This is a genomic window from Streptomyces sp. NPDC050738 (assembly GCF_040654175.1).
Classification (GTDB): domain Bacteria; phylum Actinomycetota; class Actinomycetes; order Streptomycetales; family Streptomycetaceae; genus Streptomyces.
Genome location: NZ_JBFAHN010000002.1, coordinates 130,034 through 148,895, shown reverse-complemented (window position 1 = coordinate 148,895; position 18,862 = coordinate 130,034). Strand labels below are relative to the sequence as shown.

Annotated in this window: 17 protein-coding genes; 7 read left to right on the top strand and 10 right to left on the bottom strand. The window is 72.0% G+C overall.

Annotated elements, in window-relative coordinates:
* Nucleotides 1-18: 18 nt before the first annotated feature.
* Together AB0H78_RS04975 and mmuM are read right to left on the bottom strand one after the other, a co-directional pair.
* Nucleotides 19-1,359: a hypothetical protein gene (locus AB0H78_RS04975; RefSeq protein WP_363232834.1), complete on the bottom strand. Its 1,341-nt coding sequence runs from the start codon at nucleotides 1,357-1,359 to the stop codon at nucleotides 19-21.
* A 131-nt stretch (nucleotides 1,360-1,490) separates the two neighbouring features.
* Nucleotides 1,491-2,417 (bottom strand): homocysteine S-methyltransferase, encoded by a 927-nt coding sequence (gene mmuM, locus AB0H78_RS04970; protein ID WP_363232833.1) that lies wholly within the window; start codon nucleotides 2,415-2,417, stop codon nucleotides 1,491-1,493.
* 99 nt (nucleotides 2,418-2,516) lie between these two features.
* Here mmuM and AB0H78_RS04965 point away from each other — a divergent pair, with 99 nt between their 5' ends.
* From AB0H78_RS04965 to AB0H78_RS04950, 4 genes are all read left to right on the top strand, one after another.
* Nucleotides 2,517-3,548: an alpha/beta hydrolase gene (locus AB0H78_RS04965; RefSeq protein ID WP_363232832.1), complete on the top strand. Its 1,032-nt coding sequence runs from the start codon at nucleotides 2,517-2,519 to the stop codon at nucleotides 3,546-3,548.
* Nucleotides 3,549-3,773: 225 nt separating this feature from the next.
* Nucleotides 3,774-3,977 carry a cold-shock protein gene (locus AB0H78_RS04960; RefSeq protein WP_018536328.1) on the top strand — a complete coding sequence of 68 codons (204 nt, stop codon included), beginning with the start codon at nucleotides 3,774-3,776 and terminating at the stop codon, nucleotides 3,975-3,977.
* Between the two features lie 159 nt (nucleotides 3,978-4,136).
* Nucleotides 4,137-5,594, top strand: a complete 1,458-nt coding sequence (locus AB0H78_RS04955) for a DEAD/DEAH box helicase (protein WP_363232831.1) — start codon at nucleotides 4,137-4,139, stop codon at nucleotides 5,592-5,594.
* Between the two features lie 46 nt (nucleotides 5,595-5,640).
* Nucleotides 5,641-5,964 carry an SCO5918 family protein gene (locus AB0H78_RS04950; RefSeq protein ID WP_363232830.1) on the top strand — a complete coding sequence of 108 codons (324 nt, stop codon included), beginning with the start codon at nucleotides 5,641-5,643 and terminating at the stop codon, nucleotides 5,962-5,964.
* 24 nt (nucleotides 5,965-5,988) lie between these two features.
* On the opposite strand, the gene AB0H78_RS04945 is transcribed toward AB0H78_RS04950, so the two are convergent.
* Complete coding sequence (locus tag AB0H78_RS04945) at nucleotides 5,989-6,942, bottom strand: WYL domain-containing protein (RefSeq protein ID WP_363232829.1); 954 nt, start codon at nucleotides 6,940-6,942, stop codon at nucleotides 5,989-5,991.
* A 95-nt stretch (nucleotides 6,943-7,037) separates the two neighbouring features.
* Here AB0H78_RS04945 and AB0H78_RS04940 point away from each other — a divergent pair, with 95 nt between their 5' ends.
* Nucleotides 7,038-7,871: an NAD(P)H-binding protein gene (locus AB0H78_RS04940; RefSeq protein ID WP_363232828.1), complete on the top strand. Its 834-nt coding sequence runs from the start codon at nucleotides 7,038-7,040 to the stop codon at nucleotides 7,869-7,871.
* Here the strand turns inward: AB0H78_RS04940 and AB0H78_RS04935 are convergent.
* Both AB0H78_RS04935 and AB0H78_RS04930 read right to left on the bottom strand, forming a co-directional pair.
* Nucleotides 7,864-8,703: a sulfurtransferase gene (locus AB0H78_RS04935; RefSeq protein WP_363232827.1), complete on the bottom strand. Its 840-nt coding sequence runs from the start codon at nucleotides 8,701-8,703 to the stop codon at nucleotides 7,864-7,866. The genes AB0H78_RS04940 and AB0H78_RS04935 overlap by 8 nt on opposite strands.
* A 43-nt stretch (nucleotides 8,704-8,746) precedes the next feature.
* Complete coding sequence (locus AB0H78_RS04930) at nucleotides 8,747-9,076, bottom strand: cupin domain-containing protein (RefSeq protein WP_363232826.1); 330 nt, start codon at nucleotides 9,074-9,076, stop codon at nucleotides 8,747-8,749.
* A 71-nt stretch (nucleotides 9,077-9,147) separates the two neighbouring features.
* Between AB0H78_RS04930 and AB0H78_RS04925 the strand changes: the two genes are divergently transcribed.
* Both AB0H78_RS04925 and AB0H78_RS04920 read left to right on the top strand, forming a co-directional pair.
* Nucleotides 9,148-10,116 carry a helix-turn-helix domain-containing protein gene (locus tag AB0H78_RS04925; protein WP_363232825.1) on the top strand — a complete coding sequence of 323 codons (969 nt, stop codon included), beginning with the start codon at nucleotides 9,148-9,150 and terminating at the stop codon, nucleotides 10,114-10,116.
* A gap of 3 nt (nucleotides 10,117-10,119) precedes the next feature.
* Entirely contained in the window at nucleotides 10,120-11,364 is a 1,245-nt protein-coding gene (locus AB0H78_RS04920; protein WP_363232824.1) for an MFS transporter, read from the top strand.
* On the opposite strand, the gene AB0H78_RS04915 is transcribed toward AB0H78_RS04920, so the two are convergent.
* The 5 genes from AB0H78_RS04915 to AB0H78_RS04895 form a co-directional block, all read right to left on the bottom strand.
* Nucleotides 11,306-12,517 (bottom strand): MFS transporter, encoded by a 1,212-nt coding sequence (locus AB0H78_RS04915; RefSeq protein WP_363232823.1) that lies wholly within the window; start codon nucleotides 12,515-12,517, stop codon nucleotides 11,306-11,308. The two genes, AB0H78_RS04920 and AB0H78_RS04915, sit on opposite strands and share 59 nt — an antisense overlap.
* Nucleotides 12,514-15,351: a glycoside hydrolase family 2 TIM barrel-domain containing protein gene (locus AB0H78_RS04910; RefSeq protein WP_363232822.1), complete on the bottom strand. Its 2,838-nt coding sequence runs from the start codon at nucleotides 15,349-15,351 to the stop codon at nucleotides 12,514-12,516. The genes AB0H78_RS04915 and AB0H78_RS04910 overlap by 4 nt, the downstream gene beginning before the upstream one ends.
* On the bottom strand, nucleotides 15,348-16,610 hold the full coding sequence (locus AB0H78_RS04905) for an ROK family protein (RefSeq protein ID WP_363232821.1): 1,263 nt from the start codon (nucleotides 16,608-16,610) through the stop codon (nucleotides 15,348-15,350). The genes AB0H78_RS04910 and AB0H78_RS04905 overlap by 4 nt, the downstream gene beginning before the upstream one ends.
* Before the next feature lie 108 nt (nucleotides 16,611-16,718).
* Entirely contained in the window at nucleotides 16,719-17,960 is a 1,242-nt protein-coding gene (locus AB0H78_RS04900; protein WP_363232820.1) for an FAD-binding protein, read from the bottom strand.
* A 24-nt stretch (nucleotides 17,961-17,984) separates the two neighbouring features.
* A complete protein-coding gene (locus AB0H78_RS04895; RefSeq protein WP_363232819.1) occupies nucleotides 17,985-18,851 on the bottom strand; it encodes an alpha/beta hydrolase in 867 nt (288 codons plus the stop codon).
* Nucleotides 18,852-18,862: the final 11 nt, after the last annotated feature.

Below are 18,862 nucleotides of genomic sequence, written 5' to 3'. Positions count from 1 at the left end.
GGCTCTCCCGGGGTGCGGTCAGGGGTGCGGCCGGTAGACCAGGAGGGCGTGCCGACGCAGTACCGAAAGCCCTTGATACGTCATCCACAGCGGGCGGTCCAGATCGCCATCGGACCACCGCCATATCCCGTCCTGCTGCTGCGCCCACACCGAGCCGACCGCGCCCGCCAGCTGGCGCTGCCACACGTCCTCGCGGAGATCCTCGGCGGCGACCTCGCGTGCGCCCGTGCTCATCAGGGCGCGGGCGAGCCAGGCGGCGGCGAAGTGACGTACCGTCAACTGCTCGCGCTGGTCGGGGTCCAGGGGGTTGCGGCGGCGCACCACCCCGTACCTGTTCGCCAGATCCGGGCAGTCGGTGTGCTCAGGGGTCGGGCAGCTCAGCAGCCAGCGGATGCCGTCCTCGCGCACAAGCCGGGTGTGCCGGTCCTCGCCGAGGGTCTTCGCCGCGCGCTCCAGCGCGACCACCGCCTGCGCGGTGTGCACGGCGGTCGGCATCAGGGTCTCGCCGCGCGGTGCGGTCAGCCGCGATCCCCAGGCATGCAGATGGCGGCGCTCCGGGTCCACCACCGCACCGTCCACCAGGGCGTCGCGCAGCCGGGGGAGGGCGGCCGCCGACGGGGCGGCCTTGAGCAGTCCGCGGATCACGGTCGTCACGACAAAGCTGACGTCGTAACCGGAGGGGTCCCGGTCCTGGGTGAGCAGGGTCTCGCAGATGGCGGCCTCCTCGGCGAGACGTACTGGATCGGCACCCGCCCGCGCCAGCGCGCCGAGGACGAGCGCGGTGACCTCGGCCCGCGCCATCGCGCCCTGCGACCGGGCCGCCCAGCCGCCGCCGTCGAGGCGCAGCCGCCACAGGGTGTCCACCAGTTCTGAGGTCTTCAACCGGGCGTCGGGAAGGCCGAGTTCAAGGCTGATGAGCAGTCCGTAGACCGTCCCGTACGCGGTCGGCCGTACGGGAGGATCGCCCTCGCCCAGCGAGTGCGGCCACCCCGTGAGACTCCCGCGCCCGGCATCCTCCACGGAGGCCAGTTCGGCGGCGAGCCCGATGCAGGCGCCCTCGACCACGGCGGGCAGCGGTCCGGGGGCCTCCCGTGCCGCCTCCACCGCGGCGGCGGCCGTCGTACGCGCCCGCAGCAGCGATCCGGACAGGAAGGCGACGGACCCGACCGCGATCCCGGCCAGGGCGGCGATGCAGTACCGGGACACGACGCCCGAGAGGTCGTCGGGCAGCACGCCGACCAGCGCCTGGAACACCCCGTAGGCAGCGGCGGCCGAGCCGAACCGGCCCAGCCAGCCCAGGAGTTGGACCGGGGCGGGTTCCGGGCGGGCGGGAAGGACGGGGCGAGGCGACTGCGTCACGATGTCCCCACCTCCCCCTGGCGTGCCGACGGACATCAAGTGTAGGTCGGTGACAGCGAGTTGAGGCGCGCGCCCCTTGGAGGGCGCGGGGAGCGCGTCGCCCGGAACCGGCGTACGGGCTCCCTCGTGCGTCAGCCCGCCGGCGGCCCATCGCCGCCGAGCTGCCGCGCCAGCTCGGCGATCACCCCGGGACCCACCCGGCAGCAGCCGCCGATCAACCGCGCGCCGGCCCGCTCCCAGCCCGCCACCCGGTCCGCGGAGAAGGTCGCGTCCCCACGCCACGCACGGGCCCGCGCGTCCCAGGTCTCCCCGCTGTTCGGGTACACCACGACCGGCTTTCCGGTCACGCGGGCCGCCAGCTCCACCGCGCGGTCGGCGTCCTCGGGGACGCAGCAGTTCACTCCCACCGCGACGATCTCCTCCGCCTCCGCGGCAAGCGCGAAGGCCTCGTCCAGAGGCTGCCCGGCACGGGTGGACTCCCCGGAGACGCTGTACGAGAGCCACGCCGGCACCCCGAGCCCCCGCACGGCCCGCAGCAGCGCCCGCGCCTCGTCCGTGTCCGGCACCGTCTCCAGCGCCAGTACGTCGGGCCCGGCCGCGGCCAGCACCTCGAGCCGGGGCCGGTGGAAGGCCTCCAGTTCCGCGACGCTCAGCCCGTACCGCCCCCGGTACTCCGAACCGTCCGCGAGCATCGCCCCGTAGGGCCCCACGGAGGCAGCCACCCACAGCGGCCTCCCGGCCCGCGCCCGCCGCGCGGCTTCACGCGCCAACTCCACGCTGAGGGCCAGCAGTTCGGCCGCCCGCTCCTGCCCGGTCCCGCGCTGGGCGAACCCCTCGAAAGTGGCCTGGTAGCTCGACGTGATGGCGACGTCGGCCCCCGCCTCGTAATAGGCGAGATGCGCCGCGACGATCGCCTCGGGGTCCTCGGCGAGCAGCCGGGCGGACCACAGCCCGTCGCTCAGGTCGTGCCCGGCGGACTCGAGCTGATTGGAGAGCCCGCCGTCCAGGACGACGGTGCCTGCGGCGAGCGCGCGGGAGAAGGCAGGTGTGCTGGTCATGGCGCCGACGCTACCTGGGGGAAACCGAGCCGAAACCCTCCCGAACCCGGGCCTTCCTACACTCGGAATCCGGGGTACCGGGGGACAGGGAGGCCGTCCATGGCACTGATCCTGCCGTTCCGCGCCCAGCAGCCACGCCCGCCCGCCGAGGAGACTGCCCTGCGGTTCCATACGGTGCACGGCTACCGCCGCGCCTACCGGATCGCCGGGGAGGGCCCGGCCGTCCTGCTGATCCACGGCATCGGCGACTCCTCGGCGACCTGGTCGGACCTGATCGGCCCGCTCGCCGCACGCCACACCGTCATCGCCCCCGACCTGCTCGGCCACGGTCACTCGGACAAACCACGCGCCGACTATTCGGTGGCCGCCTACGCCAACGGGATCCGCGACCTCCTCGGTGTGCTGGGTATCGATCGGGTGACTCTGGTGGGGCACTCCTTCGGGGGCGGCGTGGCGATGCAGTTCGCCTACCAGTACCCCGAGCGCGTGGACCGCCTGGTGCTGGTCGCCACCGGCGGCGTGGGCCGCCAGGTCACCCCCGTACTGCGGGCCGCGACCCTGCCCGGCGCCGACCTGGCGATGTCCCTGCTGAAACTCCCCGGCTCGCGCCTGCAGGTACGCCTCGCGGTGAAGGCCCTCCAGCTGATCGACAGCGGGCTCGGCCTGGACGCCCCCGACCTCATCGGCCTGGTCGACGCCCTGCCCGACGCCCGCTCCCGCAGCGCCTTCACCCGCACCCTGCGGGCCGTCGTCGACTGGCGCGGCCAGGTCGTCACCATGCTGGACCGCTGCTATCTGACCCAGGGGATGCCGACGCTGCTGGTCTGGGGGGCCAGGGACTCCGTCCTTCCCGTACGGCACGCGCACACGGCGTACGAGGCGATGCCCGGCAGCCGGCTGGCGGTCTTCCAGGGCGCCGGGCACTTTCCGCACCACAGCGAACCGGACCGCTTCCGCACCCTGCTCGAGGACTTCGTCGCCACCACCGACCCCGGTGACTGGAGCGTCGAGGAGTGGCGGCGGCTGCTGGGCGCCGGTCGCCCCGGCACCGAGGTGGGGCAGCCCGACGACGCGTTCAACCGCTCGGTGGAGCGCGACTACCAGGAGGCCAGCGAGCGCAGTGCAACCTAGGGGGCCCAGGGGCTTGACCGACCGCGATTCGTGCGAGTACATGCCGTGCTCGCACGCTCGCGCCGTGCTACTGTCGACGCAGTTGCAGTTGTGGTTCCCATAGACTTCAAGTGCCTTGATGGGAGTTCTCCATCAGGCGCTTTTGTTTTTCCGGGGCAATCACGCGCAACGCCGGAGTTCCGCACAGTGCGGACTCTGGGGCACAGCCCCGAAGGAGAATTTGACATGGCTACTGGCACCGTGAAGTGGTTCAACGCGGAAAAGGGCTTCGGCTTCATCGAGCAGGAGGGTGGCGGCCCGGACGTCTTCGCCCACTACTCGAACATCGCCACCCAGGGCTTCCGTGAGCTTCAGGAAGGCCAGAAGGTGAACTTCGATGTCACCCAGGGCCAGAAGGGCCCGCAGGCGGAGAACATCGTTCCCGCCTAAAGCTTGACCGCACAACGCAGCTGGGGCACGCACCTTCGGGCGCGGGCCCCAGCTCGCTGTTTCTGGACAAGAAACCCGGTTCGTTCTTGCAATTCCCCGGCCCTCTTTCCCCGCGGCCCGGAATTCCTCGATACGTGCCATATCGAGGAAGGGTTCCCCGTGAACCGACCCACGCGCACGAACAACCGCTATTCCGGCACACGAAAGCCGGGCCAGGGCGCCGGGCGGCGCCCCGCCGCACAGCAGGGCGAGTTCGCCCTCCCGGTCACCGTCACCCCCGCCCTCCCCCCGGTCGAGGCATTCGCCGACCTGGACATGCCCGCGCCCCTGCTGGCCGCGCTGACCGCCGAGGGCGTCACCACACCGTTCCCGATCCAGGCCGCCACCCTTCCGAACGCCCTCGCGGGGCGCGACGTCCTGGGCCGTGGCCGTACCGGCTCGGGCAAGACGCTCGCCTTCGGGCTCGCCGTACTGAAGCGGACCGCCGGACAGCGGGCCGACTCCAAGCAGCCCCTCGCTCTTATCCTCGTTCCCACGCGGGAGCTCGCCCAGCAGGTCACCGACGCGCTCACCCCCTACGCGCGGGCTCTGAAGCTGCGCATGGCCACCGTCGTCGGCGGCATGTCGATCGGCCGGCAGGCCGGTGCGCTGCGCTCCGGCGCCGAGGTCGTCGTGGCGACCCCCGGCCGCCTCAAGGACCTCATCGAGCGCCGCGACTGCAAGCTCGACCGGGTCGCCATCACCGTCCTCGACGAGGCCGACCAGATGGCCGACATGGGGTTCATGCCCCAGGTGACCGAGCTGCTCGACCTCGTACGTCCCGGTGGCCAGCGGATGCTCTTCTCCGCCACCCTGGACCGCAACGTCGACCTGCTGGTGCGCCGCTACCTCGACGACCCGGTGGTCCACTCGGTGGACCCGTCCAAGGGTGCGGTCTCCACGATGGACCACCACGTCCTGCAGGTGCACGGCACCGACAAGTACGCCGTCGCCACCGAGATCGCGGCCCGCGACGGGCGAGTGATCATCTTCCTCGACACCAAGCACGCCGTGGACCAGCTCACCCGGCACCTGCTGGCGAGCGGGGTGCACGCCGCGGCGCTGCACGGCGGCAAGTCGCAGCCCCAGCGCACCCGTACGCTCGCCCAGTTCAAGTCGGGCAGCGTCACCGCGCTGGTCGCCACCAATGTCGCCGCCCGGGGCATCCACGTCGACAACCTCGACCTGGTCCTCAACGTCGACCCGCCCAGCGACCACAAGGACTATCTGCACCGCGGCGGCCGCACCGCCCGGGCCGGCGAGTCCGGCAGTGTCGTCACCCTCGTCACCACCGGCCAGCGCCGGGACATGACCAGGCTGATGTCCGACGCGGGCATCAGGCCGACCGTCACGCAGGTACGCTCCGGCGACGCCGAGCTGAGCCGCATCACCGGAGCCCAGGCGCCCTCGGGCGTCCCCATCCGCGGCAGCGCGCCGGTCTCCGACGACCGGCCCAAGCGCGGCGGCACCCCCTTCCGCGGCCGGGGCACCCGGTCGGGCGGCGAGTCGCGCAAGGCGACCGAGGCCCGCCAGACCGCGGAGGCCCGCAAGGCCGCCCGTATCCGCCGCGCCGCATGAGCACCGTTCCCCCGCCCGTCCCTTTCTGCCACTGAAGCGAGGCACCATGCGTTTCGTCATCGCCCGTTACCCGTTCGAATTCACCAAGCTCGAGGTGGAGACGGCCATGAAGGGCAAGAAGCCCGAACCGGTCACCGGGGAATCCGTGATCATCAGCCGCCGCACCTACCCCGTCAAGCAGGTCGGCGAGATCATCACCCGTCAGGACCGCCGTGACTTCACCGCCGGTGAGGTGACCCGCGCGCTGACCCGCCTCGGCTTCACCTGCCGTTCGGTCACCGCGCCCGTCCCGGCCCCCGCCATGAGCCCCGTGGAGGCCGCTTCGGCGATGCTCGGAGCCCCGATGCTCGGAGCCACGGACCAGGTCTGATCCGGTCCGGTTCGACCCGGCCGGTCAGCCGGCCGGCGGCCCGTAGAGGGAAGCGAGCTCGTACGCCAGACGTGCGAGCCGCTCCCGGGCCGCAGGGGGCTCCAGGATCTCGACGCGCGCCCCGAGGCCGGCCAGCTGCGCTGCCACGACCTCCGGCGAAGGACCGTCGACCTCGATCTCCGTCCAGCCGTCGGGCAGCGACCGCAGGGTCCGCAGCCGCCCGCCGAAGAGGCCCTGCAGAATCTGTTCCGTACCCTGGCCTGCCCGCGCCCACACCGTCGAGGCCAGCATCCGGTCCTCCATCCGCGCGGCCAGGGAACGCCAGGCCGCGGCGAGATCAAAACCCTCCGGGCGCTCGACCCGTTCGCCGGTCGCCTCGACCGAGGTGACACGGCTGAGCCGGAAGGTCCGCAGACCGCGGTCGGTTCCCGCGACGAGATATCCGGTGCCCGCCTTGGACGCCAGGCCGAGGGGATGGACCGTACGCTCCCCGGCGGGTGCTCCCGGCTTCGCGTATCCCAGCCGTACCCGCACCCCGTCCACCACCGCCCGCTGCAGAGCCGCGAGATGAGGGGTGTCCGCGGTGAGGGCGGACCCGGACCAGTCCGTGGAGTCCGCCACCCCCGCCTTCGACGCCGCTTCGGCGTCCGCACGCAGGGGCGCGGGCAGGGCGCGCACCAACTTCCGCAGTGCGGAGCGCAGTTCGGGCGTCGCGGACGACGGACCCGCGGCCAGGAACAGCGCCCGGGACTCGCCCGCGTTCAGACCCGTCAGATCGGTACGGGCCCCGCCGACCAGCGCCCAGCCGCCGCCGCGCCCCGCCTGCGAATAGACGGGGATGCCCGCGGTGGCGAGCGCTTCGAGATCGCGCCTGGCGGTCCGCTCGGACACCTCCAGCTCGGCCGCCACCTCGGCCGCGGTCACCTGCCCGCGCGTCTGCAGGAACAGCAGCACGGCCACCAGACGATCAGCTCTCATGGCAGACGATTCTGCTCCTGAAAGTGGCCACAAGGTGGCCACTTTGGCTTCCAGGATGGTCACAGAAGCAGCGGGAACCGAACTGGGAGAAGACTGTGATCGTAGTGACCGGAGCCACTGGAAACGTCGGACGCCCGCTGGTGCAGGCGCTGTTGACGGCCGGCGAGGAGGTGACGGCCGTCTCGCGCCGTCCGGAAGGCGAGGAGGCGGGCGTACGGTACCGGCAGGCCGAGCTCGCCGACCCCGCGGAGCTGAAGAGGGTGCTGGACGGGGCCGATGCGCTCTTCCTGCTGATCCCCGGTGACGGTGCGGGTCTGCAGCCGCGGGAGATCGTCGGGGCGGCACGCGCGGCGGGGGTGCGGCGCATCGTGCTGCAGTCCTCCCAAGGGGTCGGCACCCGGACCCGGTCCGTCGTCCACGCGCAGCTGAGGGCGTTCGAGGAGGCCGTTCAGGAATCGGGTCTCGAGTGGACGGTTCTGCGGCCGGGAGGCTTCGCCTCCAACGCTTACCTGTGGGCGGCGCCGGTACGCGAACACCGGACCGTCGCCGCGCCGTTCGGCGACGTGGGGCTGCCGGTCGTCGACCCGGCGGACATCGCGGAGGTCGCGGCCGCGGCCCTGCGCGACGCGGGGCACGCGGGCCGTACGTACGTCCTCACCGGACCGGCACCCGTCACCCCGCGCGAGCAGGCCAGGGCGATCGGAGACGCGATCGGCGAGCCGGTGCGGTTCGCAGGGCTGAGCCGTGGCGAGGCACGGGAGCAGATGGTGCGGTTCATGCCGGAGGCGGCGGTGGACATCACCCTCTCCATCCTGGGAGAGCCGACGGAGGACGAACTGCGGGTGAGTCCCGCGGTCGAAGAGGTGCTCGGCCGGGCGCCGCGCCCGTTCGCCGAGTGGGCCGTGCGCAATGCGGCCGCCTTCAGGTGACGACCGGCAGGTCCGAGGGCAGGCCCCATTCGCTCCAGGACCCGTCGTACACGGCCAGTTCGCGGTAGCCCGCCAGCTCGGCGCCCAGGGCGAGGACGCAGGCGGTGACGCCGGAGCCGCAGCTGAAGACCAGCTTCTCCCGGTCCCCGGCGAGACGGGAGAAGGCGGTGCGCAGCTCCTCGGCCGGCAGCATCCTGTTGTCCCGCTGGATCTCCGTGAAGGGGAGGTTCACCGCCCCGGGCATGTGGCCGGAGCGCAGCCCGGGCCTGGGCTCGGGTGCCGTACCGGCGAAGCGGCCCCGGGAGCGTGCGTCGAGGACGGCGGTGGCGGGGTCGGCCAGGGCCGCCGTCACCGTGCCGCTGCCGACGATCAGTCCGGTACGGGGGCGTGCCGTGAAGTCGCCCCGCGGTGAAGGGGGTTGGGCGGTGTTGTCCTCAAGGGGGTGCCCGCCGGCGGACCAGGCGGGCAGGCCGCCGTCGAGTACGCAGGCCCTCTCGAAGCCCATCGCCCGCAGCATCCACCAGGCGCGGGCCGCCGAGTAGATGCCCGCGCTGTCGTAGACGACGACGGTGGAGTCGTCGTCGACGCCGAGCGCGCGCATCTCCTCGGTGAACCGGTCGGCGCCGGGCATGGTGTGCGGGACCGGCGAGGAGTGGTCGGACAGGGCGCCGTCGATGTCGAAGGCCCGGGCTCCCGGGATCCGGCGGGCAGCGCCCCGGTGCGCGCCGACCGAGGCGTCGAGGAGGACCAGGCCCGGCTCGCCGAGCCGGGGCGCGAGCGCGTCTGCCGCCACCAGGGCCGGAACACTCCCGCGCGGGCTGTCGGATTCCATGGCTCTCCTCGTTCGCACCGGTCTGCCGGCGCATCCTACGGCCTCACCCCTTCAGGCTGATGACCAGGAGCGAAGCACCTGTCTCGGAGTACGGCCGGTGGCTGGTCCCCGCGGCCATCACCACGTAGTCGCCCGCCCTGTGGAGCCGGTCGCCGTCGTGGAGTTCGCCGCTGAGGACGTAGAAGTGCTCCTCGCTGGAATGGTGATCGACCTCCATCCACTGGCTGCCCGGCGCGAAATCCAGCACCCAGGAACTGGCCTGCGCGGTGGAGGGGAGCTCACGGACCGACAGGCCGGCTCCGGGTGAACTGCGCCTGGCCTCCTCGATGTTGACGAACTGGACGGGCGGCTGGATGTGCTCGGTTGCTGTCATGTGCTCCAGCCTGGACGCATCTGTACGCCCGGCCCAGTGACAGGATCGACACCCCCGGGTACTTTCGTGCCATGAGCCCCCGTCACCGGGTCGTCGCCCTCGTGCATCCGCCCCAGTCGACCTTCGAACTCGGCTGTGCAGCCGAGATCTTCGGCGTCGCGACCCCCGGCATCCCCGAGGCGTACGACTTCCGTGTCGCGACGGAGCACCCGGGCCCTGTCCCCACCCTGGCGGGCTATGACATGCACATCGCGCACGGTCTCGAAGCCCTCGACACCGCCGACACCGTCGTCGTGCCCGGCCGTAATCCGCCCACGGCACCGGCGTCGCCCGCCGTCGTCGACGCCCTGCGCCGCGCCCATGCACGGGGTGCGCGGATCGCCGCGATCTGCTCGGGGGCCTTTCTCCTCGCCGGGGCAGGGCTCCTCGACGGGCGCCGCGCGGCCACCCACTGGCGGCTGGTCGAGGCGCTGGCCCGGCACGCCCCGCAGGTCAGGGTCGACCCGGACGTCCTCTACATCGACCACGGGGACGTCGCCACCAGCGGGGGCAGCGCCGCCGGGATCGACCTCTGCCTGCACCTGGTGCGTGCGGACCAGGGTGCCGCCTATGCGGCGCAGGTCGCCCGCCACCTGGTGATGCCACCGCACCGCGAGGGCTGCCAGCTGCAGTACGTGGACCTCCCGCCGTACGAAGGCCGCGTCCCGGACTCGCTCGCCCCGCTGCTCGCCTGGGCCGCGGACCGGCTCGGCGGGCAGCTGGGCATCGATGAACTCGCGGTCCACGCCCGGCTCTCCCCGCGCACGCTGGCCCGCCGCTTCAACGAGCAGCTCGGCGTCAGCCCGGGCCGCTGGGTGCTCGACCGCCGCATCACCGCCGCGCAGGCGCTCCTCGAACAGACCGACCTGCCCGTCGAGACGGTCGCCACCCGGGTCGGCCTGCACTCGGCGACCAATCTGCGCCGCCATTTCCACCGGGCGCTGCGGACCACACCCGCCGCCTACAGAAGGGCATTTCAGCAACCGGCCGACCTAGGATGACCCATGCCCAACGATGAAACGGTGTGCGAGAACCGCACCGGACCAGGCCGTCCCGCCGTCCTGTCGGGCGTCCGCGTGCGACGCCTCGCCGCTGTCGCCCTGGTCCTCGCCGCGCTCAACCTCAGGCCCGCGGTCACCAGCCTCGGCCCCGTACTGGAAGAGATCCGTGCCGGACTCGGGATGAGTGCCACGGTCGCCGGACTCCTCACGTCCCTGCCGGCGTTGTGTTTCGCGCTGGTCGGTTTCACCGCGCCACGCCTCGCCCGCCGGCATGGAGCCGGAGCCGTCATAGCCGTCGGTACGGCGACCGTTGCGGCCGGTCTCGCGCTGCGCTCGTTCGCCCAGGACACCGCCACGTTCGTCGCGCTGAGCGGCCTCGCGCTCGCCGGGATCGCGGTCAGCAATGTGCTGCTGCCGGTCGTGGTCAAGGAGCGCTTTCCCGACCGCGTCGGGGCGATGACCGGTCTGTATGCCATGGCCCTCAACCTGGGGGCCTCGGCCGCCGCGGCGGTGACCGTTCCCCTCGCCGACACGCTGGGCGACTGGCGGGTGGGGATCGGCGCCTGGGCGGTGGTCGCGGCCATCGCCGTACCGCCGTGGGTGGCCCTCGCCCGCGACCGGAAGGCTTCCGGTTCCCGAGCGGCAACGGCAACGGCAACTCCCTTGACCGCACAGGAGGTCCGGGTCACCCGGAGCCCCACCGCCTGGGCGCTCGCCTGCTACTTCGGGCTGCAGGCGACCGCCGCCTACGTCATCATCGGCTGGCTGCCCCAGATCTTCCGCGACGCCGGATTGTCGGCCGGAACCGCGGGCCTGCTGTTCGCCGTCACCTCCCTGCTGGGCGTGCCGCTCTCCTACGTACTCGCGGCCGTCGCAGGACGACTGCGGCACCAGAGCGGGATCGCGCTGACGATCGGGGTGTTCGGCCTCGCCGGATACGCCGGACTGTGGGCCGCCCCCGCCGCCGCGCCCTGGCTGTGGGCGGTGCTGCTCGGAGTCTCCAACTGCTCCTTCCCTCTGGCCCTGACGATGATCGGGCTGCGCGGGAAGGACGGAACGACCGTGATCAGGCTCTCCGCCTTCGCGCAGAGCGCCGGCTATCTGCTCTCCATCCCCGGCCCCGTGCTCGTCGGCGCGCTCTACCAGAACACCGGCGGCTGGCGGGCACCGCTGGCCTTCATGATGGTGCTCATGCTGGCGCAGATGGCGGCGGGTCTTCTCGCGGGGCGCGACCGGCCGGTCGGCTGACCCCCTGCCGGGCGAGCCAGACGGTCGCGGCCAGCGAGGCCGCCGAGAGGATCGTCAGCAGGACCGGGACCGCATGGATGTCGGAGAGTTCGATTCCCTTGCCCAGCAAGGGCGGTGCCGCCACACCGCCGATCATCGATGCCGCGATGACCACGGCGCCCGCGCGCCTCGCGTGCGGCAGGGCCCGGTTCAGCCAGGGCAGACCGGTGGGGAAGACGGGCGCGATGAAGAGCCCCACACCCGCGTAGGCGTAGGGTGCCGCGCCGGGTACGAGCGCCAGCAGCAGACAGGCCGTCATCCCGGCCGCGCAGACGGTGAGGATGCGCTCGGGGGCGTACCGCAGCGTGAGGGGGACGACCAGGAAGCGGCCGGCCGTCATCATCAGCCAGTAGACGGAGGTGGCCGAGGCCGCGACCGCCGCGGAGAAGCCGACCGTCTCCAGGTGGGTGGGCTCCCAGCCGCCTACGCCTGCCTCCACGGCGACATTGAGGATGTACAGGGCGAGGAAACCGACGAGGACCCGGGAGAGCAGGCGTGGTCCGCTCGCCGGGGCGGGGGCACTTGCGGGCGCGGGTTCCTGGGTGCCGATGCCGCGGGTGCAGAGCATCAGTGCCGCTGCCAGGACCGCGCACGCTCCGAAGGCGTACGGGTAGTTCTCCGGGCCCACCGCCGCGATGACGGCGGGGCCGAGGACCGCGCCGATCCCGAAGTGGGCGTTGAGTACGTTGAGCATCGCGGTGGAGCGGTTGCCGAAGCCGACCGCGAAGAGCTGGTTGAGGCCGTAGTCGACGCCGCCGAATCCGAGACCGCAGACGAAGGCCGCCATGAGGACGACCGGCCAGGCGGGGGCCAGTGCGACGCCCAGGGCGCCGAGTGCCATCAGTGCGTAACTCCAGCCCAGGAGTGCGCTGTTGCTGATCCGGGAGTGGATGGCGTTGAAGGCCAGGACTCCGGCCACGCCGCCGGTGAAGTGCAGGCTCAGCCCGAGTCCGGCGGCGGAGGGGGAGAGGCCGAACTCCTCGCGCAGCCCCGGGACCGCAGGTCCGTACACCGCCTGCAGCATCCCGATGAGGACGAATGCCACGCAGGAGGCGGCCGCGGCCGGACGGCTGAAGAGCCGTCCGGGCGCGCGGGCTGTGACCGTCGCTGTCACGCGGATTCCAGCGGGACGAAGGTGAAGCCGAACTCGGCCGGTGCGGCGTGCAGTTGGTACTGCGGGAGGACGCCGGGGCCGCAGGACTGCGAGCCGATGCCCTGCTGGGCGTGGTCGAGGTTCACCCAGACCGTGTCGCCGGGGGTGAGGTCGGTGGGGTGCTCGGCGGCGTCCAGCTGCTCGGTGGTCCAGCGGCGGGCCGTGAAGGAGAACGCGGGCTCGCCCTCCACCCGGATCCCGCCGATCTCGGCCCAACGGACGTCTGCGCGTGCGCCGTTCTCCTGCGGGCGGACATACGGCGTCTGGAGCGTGTCGACCGTCGATGTCCAGCGGCCGAGGCGCGATGCCGCCCGGGTGTCCGGGTACGCCTCGCCGGGGCCGCCGCCGAACCAGGTGGCCGTGTCCGCTCCGCCGGGGAGTCCGAGCCGGATGCCGAGCCGGGGCAGCGGCACGTGCCAGGCGCCCTCGGGGGTGACGGTGACCGTCAGGCCCAGACGCGTTCCGTCGCTGGTCCAGCGGTAGACGGCCCCCAGGCCAGGCTCCCACCCCGCGGGCGCGACCCGGGTCCGTACCACCAGGGCGTCGTCGGTCAACTCGACCGCGTCCAGGCGGTGTTGCATCCGGTGCAGGCCCAGTTTGCGCCAGAGCTGTCCGAGCCGGATGTCGGTCTGCCAGTCCGCGCCGTTGTCGTTGTCGGTGGTCGCGCGCCAGACGTCGAGGCGCAGCGCGCCGACCGCCGTCCCGCCGATCGTGCGTGGCGCACCCGTACCTGCGTCGAAGGTGGCGGGACCGAGCGTGATGAGCCCGTCGCCGCGCTGCGGGCCGCTGCCTGTCGCGGGCCGGGGTGCGGGGCGGGGTGTGGCGGGCAGTTCGCCCCAGGCGACCGTGTGGGCGGGAGTGCCGGCGAGTTGTGCCCGAACGGTCCACTGCGTTTCGGCGTCGTGGCCCGCCGCCGGCGGCGAGGGGAGCTTGAGGTCGGCCGACTCGCCGGGTGCGAGGGGCGGGACGGGGAGCGTGCCCGCTTCGATCGTTTCGCCCTCGACCTGGTAGGACCACTCGAAGGTGAGGTGGGAGAGGTCGGAGAAGTCGTAGAGGTTGGTGATACGGACGGTGCCCGCCTCGCCGTCGCCCGTGATCCGTACCGGCTCGATGACCTTCTTGTACTCGATCAGGCCGGGGGACGGTGTGCGGTCGGGGAAGAGCAGGCCGTCGCAGACGAAGTTGGAGTCGTGCAGTTCCTCGCCGAAGTCGCCGCCGTAGGCGTAGCCGAGGGTGGGATGGGTGATCCCGTGGTCGATCCACTCCCAGATGAAGCCGCCCTGATTGCGCTCGTGCGCCTCGAAGAGCTGCTGGTACTCGGTCAGGCCGCCCGGGCCGTTGCCCATCGCGTGCCCGTACTCGCAGAGAATGAAGGGGAGCCCGCGCCGCTTGTGCGTGCCGCCGTCCAGGCCGCGGCCGATCTGCTCGACCTCCGCGTGCGGGGCGTACATCCGCGAGTAGACGTCCGTGTCACGGCAGTCGATGTCGCCCTCGTAGTGGACGAGGCGGTCGGGGTCGCGGTCGCGGATCCACTCGGCCATCGCGGTCAGGCCTCGGCCGGTGCCCGCTTCGTTGCCGAGCGACCACATGACGACGGAGGGGTGGTTCTTGTCGCGTTCGACCATGCGGGCCGCGCGGTCCAGGAGGGCCGGGGTCCAGCGCTCGTCGTCGACCGGGTTGTCCCGCCAGTCCTGCTCGGTGAAGCCGTGGGTCTCCAGGTCGCACTCGTCGACGACCCACAGGCCCAGCTCGTCGCAGAGGTCGAGGAAGGCGGGGTGCGGCGGGTAGTGCGAGGTGCGGACCGCGTTGATGTTGTGCTGCTTCATCAGCTCGACGTCGCGGCGCATGGTGGCCAGGTCGAGAGTGCGGCCCGTCTCCGGGTGGAACTCGTGGCGGTTGACGCCGCGGAAGAGGATCCGCCGGCCGTTCACCTTGATCAGGCCGTCTTCGAGGGCGACCGTCCGGAAGCCGATCCGCAGGGATATCCGCTCGCCGGAGGTGGCCAGTTCGGCGTCGTACAGCCGGGGTGTCTCGGCGGTCCACGGCTCGACGGGGAGCGTCACCGACTCACCGGTCGCCACATCGATGCCCAGCTCGGGGACGGTGATGCGGCCGGCGGGATCGCAGTCGACGCGCAGCGTGCCCTCGCCGCTGCGGTGGTCGTACGGGCTGTGCACGAAGTGGTCGCGTACCGAGGCGGCGGGGCGATGCTGCAGCGTGACGTCGCGGAAGATGCCCGGCAGCCACCACTGGTCCTGGTCCTCCAGGTAGGAGCCCGACGACCACTGGTGCACCCGTACGGCAAGGACGTTGCCGGCGGGCCGCAGGAGCGCTCCCACGGCGAACTCGTGCGGCAGCCTGCTGCCCTTGAACTCCCCGATCTCCTCGCCGTTGAGCCACACCTTGGCGCACGACTCGACTCCGTCGAAGCGGAGCACGGCGTCCCCGTCGGCGGGCCAGCCGGCGGGCAGGTCGAAGGTGTGGAGATGGTCTCCGGTCGGGTTCTCGGTGGGCACGCGCGGCGGGTCGACGGGGAAGGGGTAGAGGTGATTGGTGTAGATCGGTGCGCCGTGGCCCTGGAGCACCCAGTGGCCGGGCACGGCGATCTCCGGCCAGTGGTCCGCGTCGTATCCGCGCACGGCGAACGACGTGTCCTCGGCGTCGGCCGTCGGGGACAGCCTGAAGCGCCAACTGCCGTTGAGGGAGAGGGACATCGCGTCGGAGGACGGGCAGTGGGCGCGCGGTGCGAGCGCACCGCTGCCCGGTGACACGTCTTCGTGGTACGGGGTGCTCATCGGTCTCCTTGGTCGGCCCTGGCCGCTGCCGCCGGTGCGGCGGACGGCCTTCCTGTCCTTGCGGCCCGCGCTCCCGTGGAGGCGAGAGATCCCTCGAGCGCGAAGGTCGCGGCGCCGAGGCTCACGGGGTCGGTCGGTATGGGGCACAGCACGATCTCCGTGGCGGCCAGCGGACGGGCCAGCGCATGGCGGGCCACCGCCGCACGGACCTCGTCGAGGAGTGGTCGGCCCAGCTTCCCGGCCACCCAGCTGCTGAGGACGATCACCTCGGGATTGAGGAGATTGACCAGGTCGGACACGGCGGCGCCCAGATAACGGGCGGTCTCCCGTACGACCTTGACCGCGACCGGGTCGCCTTCGGCCGCTCCGGCGGCGATCGCCTCGATGGTCGCCGTCTGGTCGTCGGGGTGCATCATGGGGCTGCCGGGGCTCAGTTCGCGCAGATTGCGCATGATGCCGGGCGCCCCGACGTACGTCTCCACGCAGCCGCGATTCCCGCAGTGGCAGAGGCGTCCGTCCAGGACGAGGGTGGTGTGGCCCCATTCGCCCGCCGAGTTGGATGCGCCCCGGTGCAGTTCGCCGCCGAGTGCGATGCCGGCGCCCACGCCCGTACCGAGGTTGATGACGACCACGTCCGAGCGGCCGCGTGCCGCGCCGAACCACAGCTCGGCGACGGTGCAGGCGTGCAGCGGGTTGTCGAGGTGGAGGGGGTAGTCGACGTGCTCGGCCAGCAGGTCGAGCAGCGGGACGTCGTGCCAGTCCCAGTTCGGTGCGTACACCAGGAAGCCGTTCTCGCGGTCCACCTGGCCCGGCATGGAGATCCCGGCGCCGAGCACCGTGGCGGGATCGATGCCCGACTGCAGGACGACGGAGGTGATCGCGTCCGCGATGTGCGCGACCAGCTGCTCCGGCGGCTGCCTGCCGGGTTTGAGGTCGGTGTCCGCCCGGGCCAGCACCTTCAGCGCGAGGTCGAAGAGTTCGACGTGGATGTACGTCTCGGCGACATCGACGCCGATCAGTGCGCCCCCGGCGGCGTGGACGGCGACGAGCCCGCGGGGACGTCCTCCGTCGGAGTCCTCGAAGCCGACTTCGGTCAGCAGGCCGAGTTCGAGCAGTTCGCCGACGAGGGTGGCGACGGTGGCCAGGCTGAGCCCGGTCGCTGCCGCCACCTCCTGGCGGGAGACGGGTGCATCGGCGATGATCTGCCGCAGCACCCCGTAACGGTTGGCCGTGCGGATGTCTCGGGACGTGCGTTTCACGGCGGTTCCCCCTGTCGTGCTCCCCGGCCGCCCCGGGCGGCGCCATGCCAGGCTATGGCGTCGGCCGAGGGTTCGACAAGGGGTTCGGATAGGGGTTGTTAAAAGGGTTCAGTTCTTGGCGAGGAGGGGCGCCAGGAAGGAGTTGGTGAACTTGCCGGCCGGGTCCAGGTCTCTGGCCAGCGACTGGAACTCCGTGAACCGGGGGTATCGGTCCGCCAGTTGTGGCGTGGGCGTGGCAAAGACCTTCCCCCAGTGCGGGCGCGGCGAGAACGGGGCGAGCGCCTCCTCCAGGAGCCGGAGCACCGGCTCGACGGCCGTCATGTCCTTGACCCAGGTGAAGTGCAGACCGACCGTGTCACGGCCGTACGCAGGACTCAGCCAGAGGCTGTCGCCCGCCATCGTCCGGACCTCGCAGATCTGCAGCACCGGCGCGACCGTCTCGCGGATCGCGTCGACGGCGTGCAGGGCCGCGACCGCGTGTGCGCGGTCCACCAGGTACTCGGACTGCAGCTCCTCGCCGTTGCTCGGAGTGAACTCGGCCCGGAAGTGGGGGAGCCGCTCGTGCCAGGGGCCGGGGACGCCCTGCTGCTGGGTGCAGTGCTCGGGCGACACGCCGGGCACGGGGTGCAGCGGACCCTCGGCCTCGGGGGCCCACGGGAACTCCGGCTCCTTGTCGGCCTCGTACTTCAGCCATACCTGCCCGAAGCGCGGGCCGCGCCAGTCGGTGAAGAGACTCACGCTGTACGCCGCCGAGGTGACCGCGTCGAAATGCTCGTCCAGTACGGACAGCTCGAGCCCGGTGCGGACCCGCTGCCCCAACTCGAAGGCGGGGACCAGATCCAGGGTGAGCGAGGTGACGACCCCGAGCGCGCCGAGCGAGACGACGGCTCCGTCGAAGCGCTCGCCGTCGCGTTCCCGGCTCAGCGTCAGCAGCTCGCCGTCGGCGGTGAGAAGGTCCAGCTCCCGTACGGCGGTGGCCAGTGAGCCGTTGCCGTTGCCCGATCCGTGCGTGCCCGTGGCCACCGAACCCGCGACGGAGATGTGCGGGAGCGAGGCCATGTTGTGCAGGGCGAAACCGTGCTGGTGCACCTGCCGGGCCAGCTCCGCGTACCGGACGCCCGCCGCGACCCGCACGGTCGACGCGTCCCGGTCCACCTCCACCACGGGCGGCAGACCGGCCACCGAGAGCAGCGTGCCGTCGGTGTCGGCTATCTCATTGAAGGAGTGACCGCTCCCGAGCACCCGTACCCGAGTGCTCGCGGTCACGCTTTTGCGCAGCTCGTCGAGGGTGGCCGGGCTGTCCAGATGCGGTGCTGTGAAGGCGATGTTCCCCGCCCAGTTGGTCAACATCCTCCAGACGATACGTCCACGCCCTCACGCCGTGCCGAGGAAGTCCAGCAGGAACGCGAGCATCGCCCGCGGGTTCTCCTCGGCGATCCAGTGCGCGGTGCCGGGGACGATGTGCGCGGTGACGTCGTCCGCGACCTCGCGCATCATCTCCCCGAGCAGTGCGCCCGAGGTGGAGACGGCGCCGCCCAGGGCGAGCACCGGCACGGTCAGTTTTCCGCTCTGCTTCAGTGCTGTGCGGTTGTCCTCCGCGTCCTGGTCGAAGGCGCGGTAGAGCTCGAAGCCGGCGCGCATCGCGCCCGGTGCGGAGTAGGCGTCCACATAGATGTCGAGGTCCGCGGGGCCGATCGCGGACGGGTCGGAGTTGCGTACGTTGAAGAAGGTCTGGAGGTACTGCCGCTCACGCCCGGCGACCAGCATCTCCGCCACGTCGCGTGCGCCGTGGAAGGCGAAGTGCCAGACCCGCGGGTCGCTGCGCAGCTGGTCGAAGACGTCCGTGCCCGGCAGCGGTGCGTCCATCACGACCAGGTGCGAGACCTCGTCCCGGTAGGCCTGGGCGAAGGCGTAGGCGACCATCAGACCGATGTCGTGGCCGACGACGACGAGCGGTCCCTCGATCCCGAGGTGGCGGCGCAGCAGGGTGTGGATGTCGCGCGCGACGGTCTTCTTGTCGTAGCCGCCCGCGGGCTTCCAGGAGTGGCCCGCGCCCCGGTAGTCGGGGGCGACCACCCGGAAGCCGGCTTCCACGAGGGGGGTGATCACCCGGTGCCACTCCCACCAGGTCTGCGGGAACCCGTGCAGGAGTACGACGGTGCGGTCGCCGTCCCCGGCGGTGACGTAGTGCAGGCGCAACCCCGGTTCCACGTCGGCCATTCCGTGCGTCGGCTCGGTCATGTTCGGTCTCC